The sequence below is a fragment of the Streptomyces sp. NPDC030143 genome (assembly GCF_055573695.1).
On record NZ_JBVIAY010000010.1, the window covers coordinates 22,689 to 43,775 of the forward strand.

The 21,087-nt window shown below is 68.7% G+C and carries 17 protein-coding genes and 3 tRNA genes; 17 read left to right on the plus strand and 3 right to left on the minus strand.

Annotated elements, in window-relative coordinates; translation table 11 throughout:
• Nucleotides 1–57 precede the first annotated feature (57 nt).
• Nucleotides 58–1,317: an amidohydrolase family protein gene (locus ACZ4YY_RS18820; protein ID WP_468291568.1), complete on the minus strand. Its 1,260-nt coding sequence runs from the start codon at nucleotides 1,315–1,317 to the stop codon at nucleotides 58–60.
• Between the two features lie 268 nt (nucleotides 1,318–1,585).
• Here ACZ4YY_RS18820 and ACZ4YY_RS18825 point away from each other — a divergent pair.
• From ACZ4YY_RS18825 to ACZ4YY_RS18850, 6 genes are all read left to right on the plus strand, one after another.
• Nucleotides 1,586–1,658: transfer RNA gene (locus ACZ4YY_RS18825), tRNA-Thr, on the plus strand.
• A gap of 46 nt (nucleotides 1,659–1,704) precedes the next feature.
• Nucleotides 1,705–1,777 (plus strand) — tRNA-Met (locus ACZ4YY_RS18830).
• 89 nt (nucleotides 1,778–1,866) lie between these two features.
• Nucleotides 1,867–2,031 (plus strand): 50S ribosomal protein L33, encoded by a 165-nt coding sequence (gene rpmG / locus ACZ4YY_RS18835; protein WP_003948671.1) that lies wholly within the window; start codon nucleotides 1,867–1,869, stop codon nucleotides 2,029–2,031.
• Nucleotides 2,032–2,127: 96 nt separating this feature from the next.
• Nucleotides 2,128–2,580, plus strand: a complete 453-nt coding sequence (locus ACZ4YY_RS18840) for an FAS1-like dehydratase domain-containing protein (protein WP_468291026.1) — start codon at nucleotides 2,128–2,130, stop codon at nucleotides 2,578–2,580.
• 1 nt (nucleotide 2,581) lies between these two features.
• A complete protein-coding gene (locus ACZ4YY_RS18845) occupies nucleotides 2,582–3,007 on the plus strand; it encodes a MaoC family dehydratase (RefSeq protein ID WP_468291029.1) in 426 nt (141 codons plus the stop codon).
• 113 nt (nucleotides 3,008–3,120) lie between these two features.
• Nucleotides 3,121–4,176 (plus strand): UDP-N-acetylmuramate dehydrogenase, encoded by a 1,056-nt coding sequence (locus ACZ4YY_RS18850; protein WP_468291032.1) that lies wholly within the window; start codon nucleotides 3,121–3,123, stop codon nucleotides 4,174–4,176.
• Nucleotides 4,177–4,248: 72 nt separating this feature from the next.
• Here the strand turns inward: ACZ4YY_RS18850 and ACZ4YY_RS18855 are convergent, their stop codons facing one another.
• Together ACZ4YY_RS18855 and ACZ4YY_RS18860 are read right to left on the minus strand one after the other, a co-directional pair.
• Nucleotides 4,249–5,280: an adenosine deaminase gene (locus ACZ4YY_RS18855; protein ID WP_468291035.1), complete on the minus strand. Its 1,032-nt coding sequence runs from the start codon at nucleotides 5,278–5,280 to the stop codon at nucleotides 4,249–4,251.
• 131 nt (nucleotides 5,281–5,411) lie between these two features.
• Nucleotides 5,412–6,638 (minus strand): pyridoxal phosphate-dependent aminotransferase, encoded by a 1,227-nt coding sequence (locus ACZ4YY_RS18860; RefSeq protein ID WP_468291037.1) that lies wholly within the window; start codon nucleotides 6,636–6,638, stop codon nucleotides 5,412–5,414.
• Nucleotides 6,639–6,854: 216 nt separating this feature from the next.
• Here ACZ4YY_RS18860 and ACZ4YY_RS18865 point away from each other — a divergent pair.
• The 11 genes from ACZ4YY_RS18865 to ACZ4YY_RS18915 all read left to right on the plus strand — a co-directional run bounded on the left by ACZ4YY_RS18865 (nucleotide 6,855) and on the right by ACZ4YY_RS18915 (nucleotide 21,013).
• Nucleotides 6,855–6,927 (plus strand) — tRNA-Trp (locus tag ACZ4YY_RS18865).
• Nucleotides 6,928–7,037: 110 nt separating this feature from the next.
• Nucleotides 7,038–7,325, plus strand: coding sequence for a preprotein translocase subunit SecE (secE, locus tag ACZ4YY_RS18870; protein ID WP_468291040.1), 288 nt, complete (start codon nucleotides 7,038–7,040; stop codon nucleotides 7,323–7,325).
• Nucleotides 7,326–7,404: 79 nt separating this feature from the next.
• Entirely contained in the window at nucleotides 7,405–8,274 is an 870-nt protein-coding gene (nusG, locus tag ACZ4YY_RS18875; RefSeq protein ID WP_468291043.1) for a transcription termination/antitermination protein NusG, read from the plus strand.
• Nucleotides 8,275–8,453: 179 nt separating this feature from the next.
• Nucleotides 8,454–8,888 (plus strand): 50S ribosomal protein L11, encoded by a 435-nt coding sequence (gene rplK / locus ACZ4YY_RS18880; RefSeq protein WP_316750050.1) that lies wholly within the window; start codon nucleotides 8,454–8,456, stop codon nucleotides 8,886–8,888.
• A 101-nt stretch (nucleotides 8,889–8,989) separates the two neighbouring features.
• Nucleotides 8,990–9,715 carry a 50S ribosomal protein L1 gene (gene rplA / locus ACZ4YY_RS18885; RefSeq protein WP_468291046.1) on the plus strand — a complete coding sequence of 242 codons (726 nt, stop codon included), beginning with the start codon at nucleotides 8,990–8,992 and terminating at the stop codon, nucleotides 9,713–9,715.
• A 122-nt stretch (nucleotides 9,716–9,837) separates the two neighbouring features.
• Nucleotides 9,838–10,680, plus strand: coding sequence for an SCO4651 family lipoprotein (locus ACZ4YY_RS18890; protein ID WP_468291049.1), 843 nt, complete (start codon nucleotides 9,838–9,840; stop codon nucleotides 10,678–10,680).
• A 105-nt stretch (nucleotides 10,681–10,785) separates the two neighbouring features.
• Nucleotides 10,786–11,634 carry an SCO4651 family lipoprotein gene (locus ACZ4YY_RS18895; protein WP_468291052.1) on the plus strand — a complete coding sequence of 283 codons (849 nt, stop codon included), beginning with the start codon at nucleotides 10,786–10,788 and terminating at the stop codon, nucleotides 11,632–11,634.
• Between the two features lie 282 nt (nucleotides 11,635–11,916).
• Nucleotides 11,917–12,447: a 50S ribosomal protein L10 gene (gene rplJ / locus ACZ4YY_RS18900; RefSeq protein WP_468291054.1), complete on the plus strand. Its 531-nt coding sequence runs from the start codon at nucleotides 11,917–11,919 to the stop codon at nucleotides 12,445–12,447.
• 125 nt (nucleotides 12,448–12,572) lie between these two features.
• On the plus strand, nucleotides 12,573–12,962 hold the full coding sequence (rplL, locus tag ACZ4YY_RS18905; RefSeq protein ID WP_468291057.1) for a 50S ribosomal protein L7/L12: 390 nt from the start codon (nucleotides 12,573–12,575) through the stop codon (nucleotides 12,960–12,962).
• A 571-nt stretch (nucleotides 12,963–13,533) separates the two neighbouring features.
• Nucleotides 13,534–17,019: a DNA-directed RNA polymerase subunit beta gene (rpoB, locus tag ACZ4YY_RS18910; protein WP_468291060.1), complete on the plus strand. Its 3,486-nt coding sequence runs from the start codon at nucleotides 13,534–13,536 to the stop codon at nucleotides 17,017–17,019.
• A gap of 94 nt (nucleotides 17,020–17,113) precedes the next feature.
• Entirely contained in the window at nucleotides 17,114–21,013 is a 3,900-nt protein-coding gene (locus ACZ4YY_RS18915; protein ID WP_468291063.1) for a DNA-directed RNA polymerase subunit beta', read from the plus strand.
• Nucleotides 21,014–21,087: the final 74 nt, after the last annotated feature.

The following is a 21,087-nucleotide window of genomic DNA, read 5'->3' on the forward strand; positions in this document are numbered from 1 at the left end:
CCGTACGCCCGCCCGCGCGCGGACGCCGCCCGGCCGGGGAGTGACAGGGCCGTGCCACTACGACAGTTCGCCGCGCCCCTGCCGGGGCAGACCGAGCTCCGCGGCCGCCGCCGAGTCGCAGTACTCGCGGACCGCGCTGGTGCGGGCCACCACCCGGCCCCGGTGGATCACGATGCGGCTGTACGCCAGGGACAGCGCGCCGGAGAGCCGGTCGCCGCGGACGGCCAGCAGGTCGGCGGGGAAGCCCGCCTCCACGCGCACCTCCGGCAGTCCCAGGGCCGCACGCGCCGACGTGCTCACGGCGTCGTAGGCGTCCTCGGGGCGCAGGCCGTGGCGGGACGCGAGGAGGTAGGCCGCCTCCATCGGGTCGCCGCGGCCGACGGGGTTCGACAGGTCCCGCAGGGCACCGCTGCCGGCGGCGACCCGGACACCGGCCGCCCGCAGCAGCCGCACGGGGGCGGTGCCGTGGCGTTCGGCGGCGCCGCAACCGCCCTGGGGGAGGCAGACCACCGTCACCCCGGCGGCGGCCAGTCGGTCGGCGGTGCGGTTGGCCGTCTCGGCGGGGAGCCGGGCGAGGCCGGCGCACGGGCCGAGGGTGACGCCGGGGCGCAGACCGCCGGCCATCGCGGCCAGCCGGCCCAGCCGGGCCGGGTCGGTGGCGTCGGTGTGCAGGTCGACGGGGCAGCCGTGCTCGGAGGCGACCTCCAGGACCGCCTCGACGTAGCCCGTCGGATCGGGATCGAGGTCGGGGCAGCCGCCCACCACCGAGGCGCCCATCTTGAGCGCGTCGCGCAGCATCGCCAGCCCGTCGGCGCCGGCCGCACCGGTCAGCACCCGGGGCATGGCCACCGTGGACAGTTCGGCGAGCCCCTGCAGTGCCCGCCGGGCCTGGAGGGCGGCGGTCAGCGCGCCCAGGCCCTGGACGTCGCCGACGCGTACGTGGGCGCGCAGCGCGGTCGAGCCGTGGCCGAGTTGCAGCAGCGCGGCCTCCGTGGCCCGGCGCTGGACGTCCTGCGGGGCGTACGAGACCGGTCCGTCGGTGTCGGCCGACAGCGCGGTGTCGGCGTGGGCGTGGGGCTCGGCGGGGGCGGGCAGGAGGAGGTAGCCGTCGAGGTCCACGCGGGTGCCGGTCCCGCGGGACGGACCGGCCGCCAGGCTGCCGCTCGTGCCGACCGCCTCGATGCGCCCGTGGCCCAGCCGTACGTCCACGGTCCGGCCGTCCGTGAGACGTGCGCCGCAGAGCAGGAGGGCGGCGGGGTCCGGTTGTCCGGACGGCGAGGACGACGAGTGGGGCGGTTGCGGCTGACTGTCGGGCATCGCGCTCCAGGGATCGGCAGTGGGCCGGCAGTGGATCGGCGGCGGGTCGGCGGCGGGGGAGAAGGGCTCGGGCAAGATCACACAGAGTGAGTCGAGCCTAGGACGGCCGTCCGGCGCTGTCGGGGAGGAGCGCAATAGTCGTACCGGTGTGGCCCAGTGGGCCGGAGGTGCTCACGGGCCCGGTGAGGCCTTGGGAAACGGCCTTCGGTGGGGCCCGCGCAATGGATTTGGGTGAACCGCTGCGGACCGTGTAATGTCTTCATCGCTCGCCCCAATAGCTCAGTCGGCAGAGCGTCTCCATGGTAAGGAGAAGGTCTACGGTTCGATTCCGTATTGGGGCTCTGGTGTGAAAGGTTCCCGTCGCGAGGCGGGAACGGATCACATCAAAGCGGTGTAGCTCAGTCGGTAGAGCAAGCGGCTCATAATCGCTGTGTCACCGGTTCAAGTCCGGTCACCGCTACTGACAGTAGCCGATTGCGGGGTCGGTCCTTCGATCGGCTACTCTTGCTTGCGTTAAATCGTCCCATCCGTTCGTCAAGGAGCACTCACGTGGCTGCCACCGACGTCCGCCCGAAGATCACGCTGGCCTGCGTGGAGTGCAAGGAGCGGAACTACATCACCAAGAAGAACCGGCGTAACAACCCGGACCGACTGGAGATGAAGAAGCACTGCCCGCGTTGCAACGCGCACACCGCGCACCGCGAAACGCGATAAATCAGGCTCGTACGTGAGGCCGCCCCCGTGATCGGGGGCGGCCTCACGTCGTTGAGCGACCAGTACCGGTCAGTAGATCCAGGAGGTGCCGAGCCCATGGCGCTCGACCAGTCCTTCGTGGGGCGGACCTACCCGCCCACCGACCCCTACGAGGTCGGCCGGGAGAAGATCCGCGAGTTCGCGGAGGCCGTGGGGGACGCCAACCCGGCGTACACCGACCCGGAGGCCGCCAAGGCGCTCGGGCACCCCGATGTGATCGCCCCGCCGACGTTCGTGTTCTCCATCACCTTCAAGGCCGCAGGGCAGGTCGTCCAGGACCCGCAGCTCGGTCTCGACTACAGCCGGGTGGTGCACGGCGACCAGAAGTTCGCCTACAGGCGCCCCGTGCGCGCCGGGGACCGGCTGACCGTGACCTCGACCATCGAGGCCATCAAGTCCCTGGCCGGCAACGACATCCTGGACATCCGCGGCGAGGTCCACGACGAGGCCGGCGAGCACGTCGTGACCGCCTGGACCAAGCTGGTCGCCCGCGCGGCCGAGGAGGGCTGACATGACGAAGGTCGCCTACGACGACGTCGAGGTCGGCACCGAGCTGCCGGCGCAGTCCTTTCCCGTGACGCGGGCCACGCTCGTGCAGTACGCGGGGGCCTCCGGGGACTTCAACCCCATCCACTGGAACGAGAAGTTCGCCAAGGAGGTGGGCCTGCCGGACGTCATCGCGCACGGCATGTTCACCATGGCCGAGGCGATCCGCGTCGTCACCGACTGGACCGGTGACCCGGGCTCGGTCGTCGACTACGGCGTCCGCTTCACCCGGCCCGTGGTCGTGCCGAACGACGATCGGGGCGCCCTCGTCGAGGTCAGCGGCAAGGTCGCGGCCAAGCTCGACGACAACACCGTGCGGGTCGACCTGACGGTGACCAGCGGCGGGCAGAAGGTCCTCGGGATGTCGCGGGCGGTCGTACGGCTGGCCTGAGGCCACAGGTGTCGGTAAGGGGCGTCCCCCCCGTGCGGGACGCCCTCCGAAGGGCGTTGCACGTGCCGCGTGCGCGGACGGGGCTGTCGGTGCCGTCTCGTAGGCTTGGGCGCGTGCTGGAACTCCACGACGCCCCGCTCGCCCCGCTGACCACCTTCCGGCTGGGTGGTCCCGCCACCCGGCTGGTGACCGCGACGACCGACGCCGAGGTGGTCGCCGCCGTGCGCGAGGCCGACGCCGACGGCACCCCGCTGCTCGTCATCGGCGGCGGCTCCAACCTTGTCATCGGCGACAAGGGCTTCGCGGGCACCGCCCTGCGCATCGCCACCCGGGGCTTCGAGCTCACCGGCACGACGCTGGAGCTGGCGGCCGGCGAGGTGTGGGCCGACGCCGTCGCGCGGACCGTGGAGGCCGGGCTCGCCGGCGTCGAGTGCCTGGCCGGCATCCCCGGCTCGGCCGGCGCCACGCCCATCCAGAACGTGGGGGCGTACGGCCAGGAGGTGTCCGCCACGATCACCGAGGTCGTCGCCTACGACCGCCGCGCGGGGGAGACCGTCGCCCTCTCCGGTGAGGAGTGCGCCTTCTCCTACCGGCACAGCCGCTTCAAGGCCGACCCCGAGCGGTACGTCGTCCTGCGCGTCCGGTTCGCCCTGGAGGACGCGGGCGGACTGTCGGCGCCGATCAAGTACGCCGAGACCGCGCGGGCGCTCGGCGTGGAGCCCGGCGACCGGGTACCGCTCGCCGACGCCCGCGAAACCGTGCTCAAGCTGCGCACCGGCAAGGGCATGGTCCTGGACCCCGAGGACCACGACACCTGGTCGGCCGGGTCGTTCTTCACCAACCCGATCCTCACCGACGCCGACTTCGCGCAGTTCCACGCGCGCGTGAAGGAGCGCCTGGGCGAGGACGCCGTACCGCCCGCCTACCCGGCGGGAGAGGGCCGCACCAAGACCTCCGCGGCCTGGCTGATCGACAAGGCGGGCTTCACCAAGGGCTACGGCGACGGCCCCGCCCGCATCTCCACCAAGCACACGCTCGCCCTGACCAACCGCGGCGATGCCACGACGGAGGACCTGCTGGCCCTGGCCCGCGAGGTCGTGTCCGGGGTGAGGGAGGCCTTCGGGATCACCCTGGTCAACGAGCCGGTGATGGTCGGAGTGAGCTTGTAGGCCGGCCCGCGCGCGCATGCCGGCCCGGCCGGGCGCGGCCGCCGGCGACCCAGCCGCCGGCCGGCCGCGGCGTCAGGACGCCAGCCAGTCGTCGACCCCGCTCAGCAGCTTCTCCTGCGTCTCCTTCGGGGCCGCCGACGCCTGGATCGACTGGCGGGCCAGTTCCGCCAGTTCCTCGTCCGAGAAGCCGTGGTGCGTGCGGGCGATCTCGTACTGGGCGGCCAGCCGGGAGCCGAACAGCAGCGGGTCGTCGGCGCCCAGGGCCATCGGGACACCCGCGTCGAACAGGGTGCGCAGGGGGACGTCCTCCGGCTTCTCGTAGACGCCCAGGGCCACGTTGGACGCGGGGCACACCTCGCAGGTGATGCCCCGCTCCGCGAGCTTCGTCAGCAACCGCGGGTCCTCCGCCGCCCGCACGCCGTGACCGAGCCGGTCGGCGTGCAGGTCGTCCAGGCAGTCGCGGACCGACGGGGGCCCCGTCAGCTCACCGCCGTGCGGCGCGGACAGCAGGCCGCCCTCCCGCGCGATCGCGAAGGCCCGGTCGAAGTCCCGCGCCATGCCGCGCCGTTCGTCGTTCGACAGCCCGAAGCCGACCACTCCCCGGTCCGCGTACCGCACGGCGAGCCGCGCCAGCGTGCGGGCTTCCAGCGGATGCTTCATCCGGTTCGCCGCCACCAGCACCCGCATCCCGAGCCCGGTCTCCCGCGACGCCGTCTCCACCGCGTCCAGGATGATCTCCAGCGCCGGGATCAGCCCACCCAGCCGGGGCGCGTACGACGTCGGGTCGACCTGGATCTCCAGCCATCCGGAGCCGTCGCGCACGTCCTCCTCCGCGGCCTCCCGCACCAGGCGCCGGATGTCCTCCGGCTCCCGCAGGCACGACCGCGCCGCGTCGTAGAGCCGCTGGAAGCGGAACCAGCCCCGTTCGTCGGTCGCCCGCAGTTGCGGCGGCTCCCCGCTGACCAGGGCCTCGCTCAGCGTCTCCGGCAGGTGCACGCCGTACTTGTCGGCCAGCTCCAGCACGGTCGTGGGCCGCATCGATCCGGTGAAGTGCAGGTGCAGATGGGCTTTCGGCAGCTCAGAGACATCACGTACACGCTCCATCCCAGGATCCTGCCGCACGCCCCTCCCGTCCCGGAAGCGGAATCCCCGAACGTGGTCTTGCTCGCACAGACGACGGAGGGCCACCCCCGAACGTTCAGGGGTGGCCCTCGGGGTCCTCGCGCAGGAAGGTGTCAGTCCCTGGCCTCGGCCAGCAGCTTCTGGATCCGGCTCACGCCCTCGACGAGGTCCTCGTCACCGAGCGCGTACGACAGCCGCAGGTAGCCCGGCGTGCCGAAGGCCTCGCCCGGGACGACCGCGACCTCGGCCTCCTCCAGGATGAGCGCCGCCAGTTCCACCGAGTTCTGCGGGCGCTTGCCGCGGATCTCCTTGCCGATCAGCGCCTTCACCGAGGGGTAGGCGTAGAACGCGCCCTCGGGCTCGGGGCAGAGGACGCCGTCGATCTCGTTGAGCATCCGGACGATGGTCCTGCGGCGCCGGTCGAAGGCCTCCTTCATCGTGTCCACGGCCGACAGGTCACCCGAGACGGCGGCGATCGCGGCCACCTGGGCCACGTTCGACACGTTCGACGTGGCGTGCGACTGGAGGTTCGTCGCGGCCTTGACGACGTCCTTCGGGCCGATGATCCAGCCCACGCGCCAGCCGGTCATCGCGTACGTCTTGGCGACCCCGTTGACCACGATGCACTTGTCGCGCAGCTCGGGCAGGAGCGCGGGAAGCGAGGTGAACGTCGCGTCTCCGTAGACGAGGTGCTCGTAGATCTCGTCCGTCAGCACCCACAGGCCGTGCTCCACGGCCCAGCGGCCGATCGCCTCGGCGTCCTCGGCGCTGTAGACCGCGCCGGTGGGGTTGGACGGGGAGACGAAGAGCACGACCTTCGTGCGCTCCGTGCGCGCCGCCTCCAGCTGCTCCACCGACACCCGGTAGCCGGTCGTCTCGTCGGCCACGACCTCGACCGGGACACCGCCGGCGAGACGGATCGACTCGGGGTAGGTCGTCCAGTACGGCGCCGGGACGATGACCTCGTCGCCCGGGTCGAGGATCGCGGCGAAGGCCTCGTAGATGGCCTGCTTGCCGCCGTTGGTGACCAGGATCTGCGCCGGGTCGACCTCGTAGCCGGAGTCACGCAGCGTCTTCGCGGCGATCGCGGCCTTCAGCTCGGGCAGACCGCCGGCCGGGGTGTAGCGGTGGTACTTCGGGTTCTTGCAGGCCTCGATCGCGGCCTCGACGATGTAGTCCGGGGTGGGGAAGTCCGGCTCGCCGGCGCCGAAGCCGATCACCGGACGTCCGGCGGCCTTCAGGGCCTTGGCCTTGGCGTCCACGGCGAGGGTGGCGGACTCGGAGATCGCGCCGACGCGGGTGGAGACCCGGCGCTCGGTGGGAGGGGTTGCAGCGCTCATACGGCCCATGTTTTCAGACCGGAAACCGGCCCGGCACACGGGTTTCACCCAGTGGGCAGCGGGCTGAACACCAGACGGAATCCGACCATGGCCGCTTTCCGTTCGACGGCGCGCCCAAGACCACGTACACTCCTACGTCGTTGGCCTTCAACAGCCGCTCCACCCCCGGTGCACACCGAGCATCCGGTCGGATGCGGTACGTTGGGGGACACACAAAGGGTCGTAGCTCAATTGGTAGAGCACTGGTCTCCAAAACCAGCGGTTGGGGGTTCAAGTCCCTCCGGCCCTGCTACACACACCTTCGCCAGGATGTGTGCGCATGTACGTACAGCAATGCACCGCCGTGCGGCTCAGACCGGGCGCGGCACGGCCACGACCCCGGGGAACAGGTGAGGACGGATGGCGGACGCCGTGGGCTCCATCGACACGCCTGATGCCCAGGACGAGGTGCCTGAGGCCAAGAAGAAGACCCGCAAGGGCGGCAAGCGAGCCAAGAAGGGCCCGCTGAAGCGACTCGCGCTGTTCTACCGCCAGATCGTCGCGGAGCTGCGCAAGGTCGTCTGGCCGACGCGGGGACAGCTCTCGACGTACACGACCGTGGTGATCATCTTCGTCGTCATCATGATCGGCCTGGTGACCGTGATTGACTATGGACTCAGCCACGCCGCCAAGTACGTCTTCGGCTGAGCCGAGAGCGAAGGGCGCCGGGTGATCGGCGCCCCTTTCGCGTGTTCCACCCCTATGTATCCAGGAAGAAGCAGCCACCGTGTCTGACCAGAACCTGAACGACGCCATCGAGCCGCACGAGTCGGCGGACGACGAGCTCGACATCGTCGAGGGCGCGGACGAGGACCTGGACGAGTTCGAGGCTGCCGACGCCGAGGCGGGCGAGCCCGCCGAGGAAGCCGCGCTCCACGTCGAGGACGAGGACGGCGAGGGCGAGGAAGCCGTCGCCGAGGCCGAGGAGGCCGTCGCCGAGAGCGAGGACGAGGCCGCCGAGGAAGAGCCGGCCGAGCCCGTCGACCCCGTCGCCGCCCTGCGCGAGGAGCTGCGCACCCTGCCCGGCGAGTGGTACGTCATCCACACCTACGCCGGCTACGAGAACCGCGTGAAGACCAACCTGGAGCAGCGCGCCGTCTCGCTGAACGTCGAGGACTACATCTTCCAGGCCGAGGTGCCGCAGGAAGAGGTCGTCCAGATCAAGAACGGCGACCGCAAGACCATCCGCCAGAACAAGCTTCCCGGCTACGTCCTGGTGCGCATGGACCTGACGAACGAGTCCTGGGGCGTCGTCCGCAACACGCCCGGCGTCACCGGCTTCGTGGGCAACGCCTACGACCCGTACCCGCTGACCCTGGACGAGATCGTGAAGATGCTCGCCCCGGAGGCCGAGGAGAAGGCCGCCCGCGAGGCCGCCGAGGCCGAGGGCAAGCCGGCGCCGCAGCGCAAGGTCGAGGTCCAGGTCCTGGACTTCGAGGTCGGCGACTCGGTCACCGTCACCGACGGTCCGTTCGCCACGCTCCAGGCCACGATCAACGAGATCAACGCCGACTCCAAGAAGGTCAAGGGCCTCGTGGAGATCTTCGGCCGCGAGACCCCGGTCGAGCTGAGCTTCGACCAGATCCAGAAGAACTAGCTCCTTCTGGACCACATGCCTCCGAACAGGTCAGACGGGCTGATGAAGCCGGTCTGACCTGCTCGGTTTTTGGCCGCGCATCTATACCCGCTATCGTTGTGCGGTATGCCTGCGTCCGGAGCGGCTTGTCGGCTTTCCGAAACGCGGGCAGGACCCGAACCGAAAGGACCCGGAGAGTAATGCCTCCCAAGAAGAAGAAGGTCACGGGGCTCATCAAGCTCCAGATCCAGGCCGGTGCCGCCAACCCGGCTCCGCCGGTCGGTCCGGCGCTGGGCCAGCACGGCGTGAACATCATGGAGTTCTGCAAGGCCTACAACGCCGCGACCGAGTCGCAGCGTGGCTGGGTGATCCCGGTGGAGATCACGGTCTACGAGGACCGCTCCTTCACCTTCGTCACCAAGACCCCCCCGGCCGCCAAGATGATCCTCAAGGCCGCGGGCATCGAGAAGGGCTCCGGCGAGCCGCACAAGACCAAGGTCGCCAAGATCACCGAGGCGCAGGTCCGTGAGATCGCCCAGACCAAGCTCCCCGACCTCAACGCCAACGACCTGGACGCCGCCGCGAAGATCATCGCCGGTACCGCGCGTTCCATGGGCGTCACGGTCGAGGGCTGACCTCCAGCCCCGTAGCACCTTCGTAGAAACGCGGCCTCGGCCGCACGTGGGAGGGCCTGCTCGGCCCCTACCACGACTCCTCAGAACACACAGGAGCAGCAGTGAGCAAGCGCAGCAAGTCTCTCCGCGCTGCGGACGCCAAGATCGACCGGGAGAAGCTCTACGCCCCGCTCGAGGCCGTCCGTCTCGCCAAGGACACCTCCACGACCAAGTTCGACGGCACCGTCGAGGTCGCCTTCCGCCTGGGTGTCGACCCGCGCAAGGCCGACCAGATGGTCCGTGGCACCGTGAACCTGCCGCACGGCACCGGCAAGACCGCCCGGGTCCTGGTCTTCGCGACCGGTGACCGTGCTGCGGCCGCGGAGGCCGCGGGCGCCGACATCGTCGGCTCCGACGAACTGATCGACGAGGTCGCGAAGGGCCGTCTGGACTTCGACGCCGTCGTTGCCACCCCGGACCTCATGGGCAAGGTCGGCCGCCTCGGCCGCGTGCTCGGTCCGCGTGGTCTGATGCCGAACCCGAAGACCGGCACCGTCACCCCCGACGTGGCCAAGGCCGTCACCGACATCAAGGGCGGCAAGATCGAGTTCCGCGTCGACAAGCACGCGAACCTGCACTTCATCATCGGCAAGACGTCGTTCGACGACAGCAAGCTGGTGGAGAACTACGGCGCGGCCCTGGAGGAGATCCTCCGTCTGAAGCCGTCCGCCGCCAAGGGTCGCTACATCAAGAAGGCCGCCATCAGCACCACGATGGGCCCCGGCATCCAGATCGACCCGAACCGCACCCGCAACCTCCTCGTCGAGGAGGACCCGGCCGCGGTCTGAGCCCTCAGGCTCACCGACGTCGGTCACGGGCCCCGCACCTTCCCAGGTGCGGGGCCCGTTCCCATGCCGGGGCGCCGTGCCCTGGGTTAACGTGCGTTCAGGGGACGGCGCAGGGGGGACCGATGAAGAGCACGACGGGGCGGGCGGGGCTCGCGCTCGCGCTCGTGGCCGCGCTGAGCGGCGCGGCGGGCTGCACGTCCTCCGAGAAGCCCCCCGACGACCGGACGGCGGCTCCCGCGTCCCTCGCGGCCCTGCGCAGCGCCGAGCGGTCCACCGGGCGCGCCGAGTCCGCCCGGGTGCGGTCCACGACCGTCATGGGCAGCCAACTGTCCCTGGAGGCCGCCGGAGCCCTCTGCTGGGACGACGGCCTCACCGGCACCCTCACCATCACCTACACCGGCGGCACCACGGCCGAGACCATGCGCGGCCTCGGCGTCACGTCGATGGAGGCCCGCTACCTGCCCGACGCCTACTACGCCCACATCGGAGACGCCTTCGCCGACCGGGCAGGTGGCAAGCACTGGCTCCGGTACGCCTACGACGACCTGGCGGCCCTGGGCGCCGGCGCGGACTTCGCCGCCCAACTGCGCAGCACCACGCCGCACCAGTCGGTGCGGCTGCTGCTCGACTCCGACGACGTCCACCTGGTCGGCACGGAGACCGTCGCCGGCCGGCGCACCACCCACTACTCCGGCACCGTGGAGGTCGCGGACGTCGCCGATGCCGGGCTGCGCGCGCAACTGGAGCGGGCCGGCGTCACCGCCGAGACCGTCGACATCTGGGTCGACGCGGAGGACCTGCTGGTCAAAAAGGTGGAGAGGGGCGAGACGGCGCACGGCGAGTACAGCCAGACCGCGCACTACAGCGACTACGGCACGCCGGTCTCCGCCCAGGCGCCGCCGGCCGGCGACACCGCGGACTTCTCCGAGCTGCTGAAGGAGCAGGGCGGCGGCCCCGCGCGCTAGGAATTCACAGGAACTCACCCCCGCCTCTGGGATACCTTCACACCCTCACCGTGAATCGACCGTGTGTTCACTGTGCTCCGCGCTGTGTTCCTTGGGGGGAATTGAATGAGATCTTCCGTCGGTGTCGTCCTCGGGCTGTCCGTGCTGCTCGTCACGGGGTGCGGCGCCGTGGGTGGCGCGGAGAGCGAGGGCGGTTCCAGGGCCTCCGCCGCGGCCGCCGTCACGCGGGCCGTGGACAAGACGGAACAGGTCACTTCCCTGCGCTACCGGATGACCGGCCGGATGCCCGGGCAGGGCCGGCTGGAGGCCCAGGGCGCGATGGCGACGTCGCCGGAGCCGGTGATGAGCCTGAAGACCACCGTGCTCGGCGGACCCGACGAGGGCACCGCCGAGGTCCGGCTGGTCGGCGGAGCGCTGTACTGGGGGAGTTCCGAGGCCAACGAGGACGGCAAGCACTGGATCAAGTTCGGCGCGCCGGGCGCGTCCACGACCCCGGGCGGCCTGAACGTCAACACCGGCCCGATGGCCGACAAGCTCCGCCAGAACCCGGCCCGCGAGGCCGGTTTCCTCACCGGCGCCGACGACCTGCGGAAGGTCGGCACCGAGACCGTCGGGGGCACCCGCACCACCCACTACCAGGGCACGGCCACCCTCGACGAGATCCGGGAGGCGGCCAGGGGCGAGGACCGCACCACCCGCCAGCGCCGCGAACAGAGCCTCGCCCAGTACGAGAAGCTCGGCGTCGACGAACTGACCATGAACGTGTGGATCGACGACGCCGACCGCACCCGGCAGGTGCGGTTGCAGGGCTTCGGCCGGAAGGGCGAGCTCGACGTCACCGTCACCCTCCTCGACTTCGGCAAGCCGGTGACCGTGAAGGTGCCGCCGGCCTCGGACACCCTGGACATGGCCCGGGAGATCAAGAAGGCCAAGGAGGAGGCCGCCCGGGAGTGAGGCCCCGTACGGGCGATTTGCTTGCCGGCGACCCCTTCACGTACGCTCCTGACGAAGCCAAAGACCGCTGGTCGTTGCTGTGCGCTCGAGAGAGGGTGCGGCAGCCGAAGGATCCGCTGATATGCGGACGACCCGCGCAGGTGACTGTGGAAGTGCTCCCGGACCGGTTCCGCCCGCGGAACGTGTTCGGTCGAGCTACGCCCCGTGCGCCTGCGCCGGGGCGTTTCGTTTGCCCAGCCCCTTCCGAGCGGTCCTCATCACCCGGAAGGAGGCCGACGCTCTATGGCAAGGCCCGACAAGGCTGCCGCGGTAGCCGAGCTGACGGAGCAGTTCCGCAGCTCGAACGCCGCCGTGCTGACCGAGTACCGGGGTCTCACCGTGGCGCAGCTCAAGAACCTGCGCCGTTCGCTCGGTGAGAACGCCCAGTACGCCGTGGTGAAGAACACGCTGACCAAGATTGCGGCCAACGAGGCCGGGATCACGACGCTCGACGACCTGTTCAACGGTCCGACGGCGGTCGCCTTCGTCACCGGTGACCCGGTGGAGTCGGCGAAGGGTCTTCGTGACTTCGCCAAGGACAACCCGAACCTCGTCATCAAGGGCGGTGTCCTTGACGGCAAGGCGCTGTCCGCCGACGACATCAAGAAGCTTGCGGACCTCGAGTCCCGCGAGGTTCTGCTCTCCAAGCTGGCCGGTGCTCTGAAGGGCAAGCAGTCCCAGGCTGCCTCTGTCTTCCAGGCGCTGCCGTCGAAGCTCGTCCGCACCGTGGACGCGCTGCGCGCCAAGCAGGACGAGCAGGGCGGTGCCGAGTAACTCGGCTCGCGAAATGACCGCCGCCTGAGGCAGTCCGCCCGAGGCAGAGGTCGTAGCGGGCCGAACGTACGCCCGCCAGACATGTACATCCGGCACCAGCCGAATTAGTGGAAGGATCGCCCGTCATGGCGAAGCTCAGCCAGGAAGACCTGCTCGCGCAGTTCGAGGAGATGACCCTCATCGAGCTCTCCGAGTTCGTGAAGGCCTTCGAGGACAAGTTCGACGTCACCGCCGCCGCTGCCGCGCCGGTCGTCGTCGCCGGTGGTGCCGCTGGTGGCGCCGCCGCCGAGGCCGTCGAGGAGAAGGACGAGTTCGACGTCGTCCTCACCGGCGCCGGTGACAAGAAGATCCAGGTCATCAAGGTCGTGCGCGAGCTGACCTCCCTGGGCCTGAAGGAGGCCAAGGACCTCGTGGACGGCGCCCCCAAGCCCGTCCTGGAGAAGGTCGCCAAGGACGCCGCGGAGAAGGCCGCCGAGGCCCTCAAGGGCGCCGGCGCCTCCGTCGAGGTCAAGTAACACCCTGCGGCCGACGACGGCCGCGAGCAACGGCTGAAACAGTCCCCTCGGGGTTGTAACGCCGACGCACCGAAGAGCGATCATCCATCCGGGTGGTCGCTCTTCGGCGTTCCTGGGGGCGCGGCCACGGTTGCCTTGCACCCTCGTGCGCGGGGGGTATGGTGATCTTCGTCGTGTCTCCGGGAGCCCTGGTTCGGGCATGGGGGCCTTGACGAACCGAACGCAGCGCGCAATTCTCAGGACGCGTCGTCACACGATCCAGGTTCCGAGGCATGGATCGACGACGAAGAGGGCAGTATCACCGTGCGTTGAGGCAAGCAGACCGAGGGCGTTGAGAACCACGAGGGTGTCGAAAAACCCGCACTGGACATCAGTGTGCCAAGTGGCTACACTGACCCTTTGCGCTGCCTGTTAGCTGTCCCCTGCCCGTCACCAGGGGCATGCCCTCGCCCGACCGCCGATGACAGACATCTCTGACCTGGCATTTCAGCCGAATCAGACGAGCTGTCTCTGTGTGAGGAGAGGGGCCGGTACGCGCGTAGTGAGTCCGAGCCCTCGGAAGGACCCCCTCTTGGCCGCCTCGCGCAACGCCTCGACCGCGAATACGAACAACGGCGCCAGCACCGCCCCGCTGCGCATCTCCTTTGCAAAGATCAAGGAGCCTCTCGAGGTTCCGAACCTGCTCGCGCTGCAGACCGAGAGCTTTGACTGGCTGCTCGGCAACACCGCCTGGCAGAGTCGGGTCGAGGAGGCTCTCGAGAACGGTCAGGACGTCCCCACCAAGTCCGGCCTCGAGGAGATCTTCGAGGAGATCTCCCCGATCGAGGACTTCTCCGGGTCGATGTCGCTGACTTTCCGCGACCACCGTTTCGAGCCGCCGAAGAACAGCATCGACGAGTGCAAGGAGCGCGACTTCACGTACGCGGCTCCGCTCTTCGTGACGGCCGAGTTCACCAACAACGAGACCGGCGAGATCAAGTCCCAGACGGTCTTCATGGGCGACTTCCCGCTCATGACCAACAAGGGCACCTTCGTCATCAACGGCACCGAGCGTGTCGTCGTGTCGCAGCTGGTCCGTTCGCCGGGTGTGTACTTCGACTCCTCGATCGACAAGACGTCCGACAAGGACATCTTCTCGGCCAAGATCATCCCGTCCCGGGGTGCCTGGCTCGAGATGGAGATCGACAAGCGTGACATGGTCGGCGTGCGTATCGACCGCAAGCGCAAGCAGTCGGTGACCGTCCTCCTGAAGGCGCTCGGCTGGACCACCGAGCAGATCCTCGAGGAGTTCGGCGAGTACGAGTCCATGCGCGCCACCCTGGAGAAGGACCACACCCAGGGCCAGGACGACGCGCTGCTCGACATCTACCGCAAGCTCCGTCCGGGCGAGCCTCCCACGCGTGAGGCCGCGCAGACGCTGCTCGAGAACCTCTACTTCAACCCCAAGCGCTACGACCTCGCCAAGGTCGGCCGCTACAAGGTCAACAAGAAGCTGGCCGCCGACGCGCCGCTCGACGCCGGTGTCCTGACCGTCGAGGACGTCATCGCGACGATCAAGTACCTGGTCAAGCTGCACGCGGGCGAGACCGAGACAGTCGGCGACAACGGTCAGACGATCGTCGTCGAGACCGACGACATCGACCACTTCGGCAACCGTCGTCTGCGCAGTGTCGGCGAGCTCATCCAGAACCAGGTCCGCACCGGTCTGGCCCGGATGGAGCGCGTCGTCCGCGAGCGCATGACGACCCAGGACGTCGAGGCGATCACGCCGCAGACCCTGATCAACATCCGGCCGGTCGTCGCCTCCATCAAGGAGTTCTTCGGCACCAGCCAGCTGTCGCAGTTCATGGACCAGAACAACCCGCTGTCGGGTCTCACCCACAAGCGCCGTCTGTCGGCTCTTGGCCCGGGTGGTCTCTCCCGTGAGCGGGCCGGCTTCGAAGTCCGTGACGTGCACCCGTCCCACTACGGACGCATGTGCCCCATCGAGACCCCTGAAGGCCCGAACATCGGTCTGATCGGTTCGCTCGCCTCCTACGGCCGCGTCAACGCGTTCGGCTTCGTGGAGACGCCGTACCGCAAGGTCGTCGACGGTCAGGTCACCGACGAGGTGGACTACCTGACGGCCGACGAGGAGGACCGCTTCGTCATCGCGCAGGCCAACGCCACGCTCAGCGACGACATGCGGTTCGAGGAGTCCCGGGTCCTGGTCCGCCGTCGTGGCGGCGAGGTCGACTACGTCCCCGGTGACGACGTGGACTACATGGACGTCTCGCCGCGCCAGATGGTGTCGGTCGCGACCGCCATGATCCCGTTCCTCGAGCACGACGACGCCAACCGTGCCCTCATGGGCGCGAACATGATGCGTCAGGCCGTGCCCCTGATCAAGTCCGAGTCCCCGCTCGTCGGCACCGGCATGGAGTACCGCTCCGCCGTCGACGCCGGCGACGTGGTCAAGGCCGAGAAGGCGGGTGTGGTCCAGGAGGTCTCCGCGGACTACATCACCACCGCCAACGACGACGGCACGTACATCACGTACCGCCTGGCCAAGTTCGCCCGCTCCAACCAGGGCACCTCGGTCAACCAGAAGGTCATCGTCAACGAGGGCGACCGGATCGTCGAGGGCCAGGTCCTCGCCGACGGTCCGGCCACCCAGAACGGCGAGATGGCGCTCGGCAAGAACCTGCTCGTGGCGTTCATGCCGTGGGAGGGTCACAACTACGAGGACGCGATCATCCTGTCGCAGCGCCTCGTGCAGGACGACGTCCTCTCCTCGATCCACATCGAGGAGCACGAGGTCGACGCCCGTGACACCAAGCTCGGCCCCGAGGAGATCACCCGGGACATCCCGAACGTCTCCGAGGAGGTCCTCGCCGACCTCGACGAGCGCGGCATCATCCGCATCGGTGCCGAGGTCGTCGCCGGTGACATCCTCGTCGGCAAGGTCACGCCCAAGGGTGAGACCGAGCTGACGCCGGAGGAGCGCCTGCTGCGCGCCATCTTCGGTGAGAAGGCCCGCGAGGTCCGCGACACCTCGCTGAAGGTGCCGCACGGCGAGATCGGCAAGGTCATCGGCGTGCGCGTCTTCGACCGCGAGGAGGGCGACGAGCTTCCCCCCGGTGTGAACCAGCTGGTGCGCGTGTACGTGGCGCAGAAGCGCAAGATCACCGACGGTGACAAGCTCGCCGGCCGTCACGGCAACAAGGGTGTCATCTCCAAGATCCTGCCCATCGAGGACATGCCGTTCCTCGAGGACGGGACCCCGGTCGACATCATCCTCAACCCGCTGGGTGTGCCGTCCCGAATGAACCCGGGACAGGTGCTGGAGATCCACCTCGGCTGGCTCGCCAGCCGCGGCTGGGACGTCTCCGGTCTCGCCGAGGACTGGGCCCAGCGCCTCCAGGCGATCGGCGCCGACCAGGTGGCCCCCGGCACCAACGTGGCCACCCCGGTCTTCGACGGTGCCCGTGAGGACGAGCTGGCGGGTCTGCTCCAGCACACCATCCCGAACCGCGACGGCGAGCGCATGGTCCAGCCGACCGGCAAGGCGAGGCTGTTCGACGGCCGCTCCGGTGAGCCGTTCCCGGACCCGATCTCGATCGGGTACATGTACATCCTCAAGCTGCACCACCTGGTCGACGACAAGCTGCACGCCCGCTCGACCGGTCCGTACTCGATGATCACCCAGCAGCCGCTGGGTGGTAAGGCCCAGTTCGGTGGCCAGCGCTTCGGCGAGATGGAGGTGTGGGCGCTGGAGGCGTACGGCGCCGCTTACGCCCTCCAGGAGCTGCTGACCATCAAGTCCGACGACGTCACCGGCCGCGTGAAGGTCTACGAGGCCATCGTCAAGGGCGAGAACATTCCCGAGCCCGGCATCCCCGAGTCCTTCAAGGTTCTCATCAAGGAGATGCAGTCCCTGTGCCTCAACGTGGAGGTGCTGTCCTCGGACGGCATGTCCATCGAGATGCGCGACACCGACGAGGACGTCTTCCGCGCTGCGGAGGAGCTTGGCATCGACCTGTCCCGGCGCGAGCCGAGCAGCGTCGAAGAGGTCTGACGGGAGTTCGGCGGCCTTCGCCATGAAGGCCGCCGGCCCCAGGACCCCCGTATCAGACCCCATGACTTACAACCCTGAGAGGGATTGACGCATAGTGCTCGACGTCAACTTCTTCGACGAGCTCCGGATCGGTCTGGCCACCGCTGACGACATCCGTCAGTGGAGCCACGGCGAGGTCAAGAAGCCCGAGACGATCAACTACCGCACGCTCAAGCCGGAAAAGGACGGACTCTTCTGCGAGAAGATCTTCGGTCCGACCCGGGACTGGGAGTGCTACTGCGGCAAGTACAAGCGCGTCCGCTTCAAGGGCATCATCTGCGAGCGCTGTGGCGTCGAGGTCACGCGCGCCAAGGTGCGCCGTGAGCGGATGGGCCACATCGAGCTCGCCGCTCCCGTCACGCACATCTGGTACTTCAAGGGCGTTCCGTCGCGGCTGGGCTACCTGCTCGACCTCGCCCCGAAGGACCTGGAGAAGGTCATCTACTTCGCGGCGTACATGATCACGTACGTCGACGAGGAGCGCCGTACGCGTGACCTGCCCTCCCTGGAGGCGCACGTCTCCGTCGAGCGGCAGCAGATCGAGAACCGCCGGGACGCCGACCTGGAGGCCCGCGCCAAGAAGCTCGAGACCGACCTGGCCGAGCTCGAGGCCGAGGGCGCCAAGGCCGACGTGCGCCGCAAGGTGCGCGAAGGCGCCGAGCGCGAGATGAAGCAGCTGCGCGACCGTGCCCAGCGCGAGATCGACCGTCTCGACGAGGTGTGGGCCCGCTTCAAGAACCTCAAGGTCCAGGACCTCGAGGGCGACGAGCTGCTCTACCGCGAGCTGCGCGACCGCTTCGGCACGTACTTCGACGGTTCGATGGGTGCCGCGGCGCTGCAGAAGCGCCTGGAGTCCTTCGACCTCGACGAGGAGGCCGAGCGCCTCCGCGAGATCATCCGCACCGGCAAGGGCCAGAAGAAGACCCGTGCGCTCAAGCGCCTGAAGGTCGTCTCCGCGTTCCTGCAGACCAGCAACAGCCCCAAGGGCATGGTGCTCGACTGCGTGCCGGTCATCCCGCCGGACCTCCGCCCGATGGTGCAGCTGGACGGTGGCCGCTTCGCGACCTCCGACCTGAACGACCTGTACCGCCGTGTGATCAACCGGAACAACCGACTGAAGCGCCTTCTCGACCTCGGTGCGCCCGAGATCATCGTGAACAACGAGAAGCGCATGCTCCAGGAGGCCGTCGACGCGCTGTTCGACAACGGTCGTCGTGGCCGTCCGGTCACCGGTCCCGGCAACCGCCCGCTGAAGTCCCTCAGCGACATGCTGAAGGGCAAGCAGGGTCGATTCCGTCAGAACCTGCTCGGTAAGCGCGTGGACTACTCCGCGCGTTCCGTGATCGTCGTCGGTCCGCAGCTGAAGCTGCACCAGTGCGGTCTGCCGAAGGCGATGGCGCTGGAGCTCTTCAAGCCGTTCGTGATGAAGCGCCTGGTCGACCTGAACCACGCGCAGAACATCAAGAGCGCCAAGCGCATGGTCGAGCGCGGCCGCACCGTGGTGTACGACGTCCTCGAAGAGGTCATCGCCGAGCACCCGGTGCTGCTGAACCGTGCGCCCACCCTGCACCGCCTGGGCATCCAGGCCTTCGAGCCGCAGCTGGTCGAGGGCAAGGCCATCCAGATCCACCCGCTCGTGTGCACCGCGTTCAACGCGGACTTCGACGGTGACCAGATGGCCGTGCACCTGCCGCTGTCCGCGGAGGCGCAGGCCGAGGCCCGCATCCTGATGCTGTCCTCGAACAACATCCTCAAGCCCGCCGACGGCCGTCCGGTGACGATGCCGACCCAGGACATGGTCCTCGGTCTGTTCTTCCTCACCACCGACGGTGAGATGCGGGACATCAAGGGTGAGGACCGCTCCTTCTCCTCCGTCGCCGAGGCGATCATGGCCTTCGACGCGGGCGAGCTCTCGCTCCAGTCGAAGATCGACATCCGCTTCCCGGTCGGCACCATCCCGCCGCGTGGCTGGATGCCGCCGGCGCAGGAAGAGGGCGAGCCGGAGTGGCAGCAGGGTGACAGCTTCCGCCTGAAGACCACGCTGGGCCGTGCGCTCTTCAACGAGCTGCTGCCCGAGGACTACCCGTTCGTCGACTACGAGGTCGGCAAGAAGCAGCTCTCCGAGATCGTCAACGACCTCGCCGAGCGCTACCCGAAGGTCATCGTGGCGGCGACGCTCGACAACCTGAAGGCGTCCGGCTTCTACTGGGCGACCCGCTCCGGTGTCACCGTGGCCATCTCCGACGTCGTCGTTCCCGAGGCGAAGAAGGAGATCGTCAAGGGCTACGAGGCGCAGGACGAGAAGGTCCAGAAGCAGTACGAGCGCGGTCTGATCACCAAGGACGAGCGCACGCAGGAACTCATCGCTATCTGGACCAAGGCGACCAACGAGGTCGCCGAGGCGATGAACGACAACTTCCCGAAGACCAACCCGATCTTCATGATGGTGAACTCGGGTGCACGAGGCAACATGATGCAGATGCGTCAGATCGCCGGTATGCGTGGTCTGGTGTCGAACGCGAAGAACGAGACGATCCCGCGTCCGATCAAGGCGTCGTTCCGTGAGGGTCTGTCCGTGCTGGAGTACTTCATCTCCACGCACGGTGCCCGTAAGGGTCTGGCGGACACCGCCCTGCGTACCGCCGACTCGGGTTACCTCACCCGTCGTCTGGTCGACGTCTCCCAGGACGTCATCATCCGCGAGGAGGACTGCGGCACCGAGCGCGGTCTGAAGCTGCGGATCGCCACGCGCGACGCCGACGGCACGCTGCGCAAGGCGGACGACGTCGAGACCAGCGTGTACGCCCGCATGCTCGCCCAGGATGTCGTCATCGACGGCAAGGTGATCGCGCCGGCCAACGTGGACCTGGGCGACGTGCTCATCGACCAGCTCGTGCACCACGGTGTCGAGGAGGTCAAGACCCGCTCGATCCTGACCTGCGAGTCCCACGTCGGCACCTGCGCCATGTGCTACGGCCGCTCGCTGGCCACCGGCAAGCTGGTCGACATCGGTGAGGCGGTCGGCATCATCGCCGCCCAGTCCATCGGTGAGCCCGGTACCCAGCTGACGATGCGTACCTTCCACACCGGTGGTGTGGCCGGTGACGACATCACCCAGGGTCTGCCGCGTGTCGTCGAGCTCTTCGAGGCCCGTACCCCGAAGGGTGTCGCCCCGATCTCCGAGGCCTCCGGCCGCGTGCGGATCGAGGAGACCGAGAAGACCAAGAAGATCGTCATCACGCCGGACGACGGCAGCGACGAGACGGCGTACCCGATCTCGAAGCGCGCCCGACTCCTGGTCAGCGAGGGCGAGCACGTCGAGGTGGGCCAGAAGCTCACCGTGGGTGCCACCAACCCGCACGACGTGCTGCGCATCCTGGGTCAGCGTGCCGTCCAGGTCCACCTGGTCGGCGAGGTCCAGAAGGTGTACAACTCGCAGGGTGTGTCGATCCACGACAAGCACATCGAGATCATCATCCGGCAGATGCTCCGCCGCGTGACGATCATCGAGTCCGGCGACGCCGAGCTGCTGCCCGGCGAGCTGGTCGAGCGCTCGAAGTTCGAGACCGAGAACCGTCGTGTGGTCCAGGAGGGCGGTCACCCGGCCTCCGGTCGTCCGCAGCTCATGGGTATCACCAAGGCCTCGCTGGCGACCGAGTCCTGGCTGTCGGCGGCGTCCTTCCAGGAGACGACCAGGGTCCTCACGGACGCGGCGATCAACGCCAAGTCCGACTCCCTGATCGGCCTCAAGGAGAACGTCATCATCGGTAAGCTCATCCCGGCCGGTACGGGTCTGTCCCGCTACCGCAACATCCGGGTCGAGCCGACCGAGGAGGCGAAGGCCGCGATGTACTCGGCCGTCGGCTACGACGACATCGACTACTCGCCGTTCGGCACGGGCTCCGGCCAGGCCGTTCCGCTGGAGGACTACGACTACGGTCCGTACAACCAGTAAGGCGTAGGTCTGAAGCACTGAAGGGCGGTCATCCCGTGGCGCACGGGGTGACCGCCCTTCGGCGTGTCCGGTTC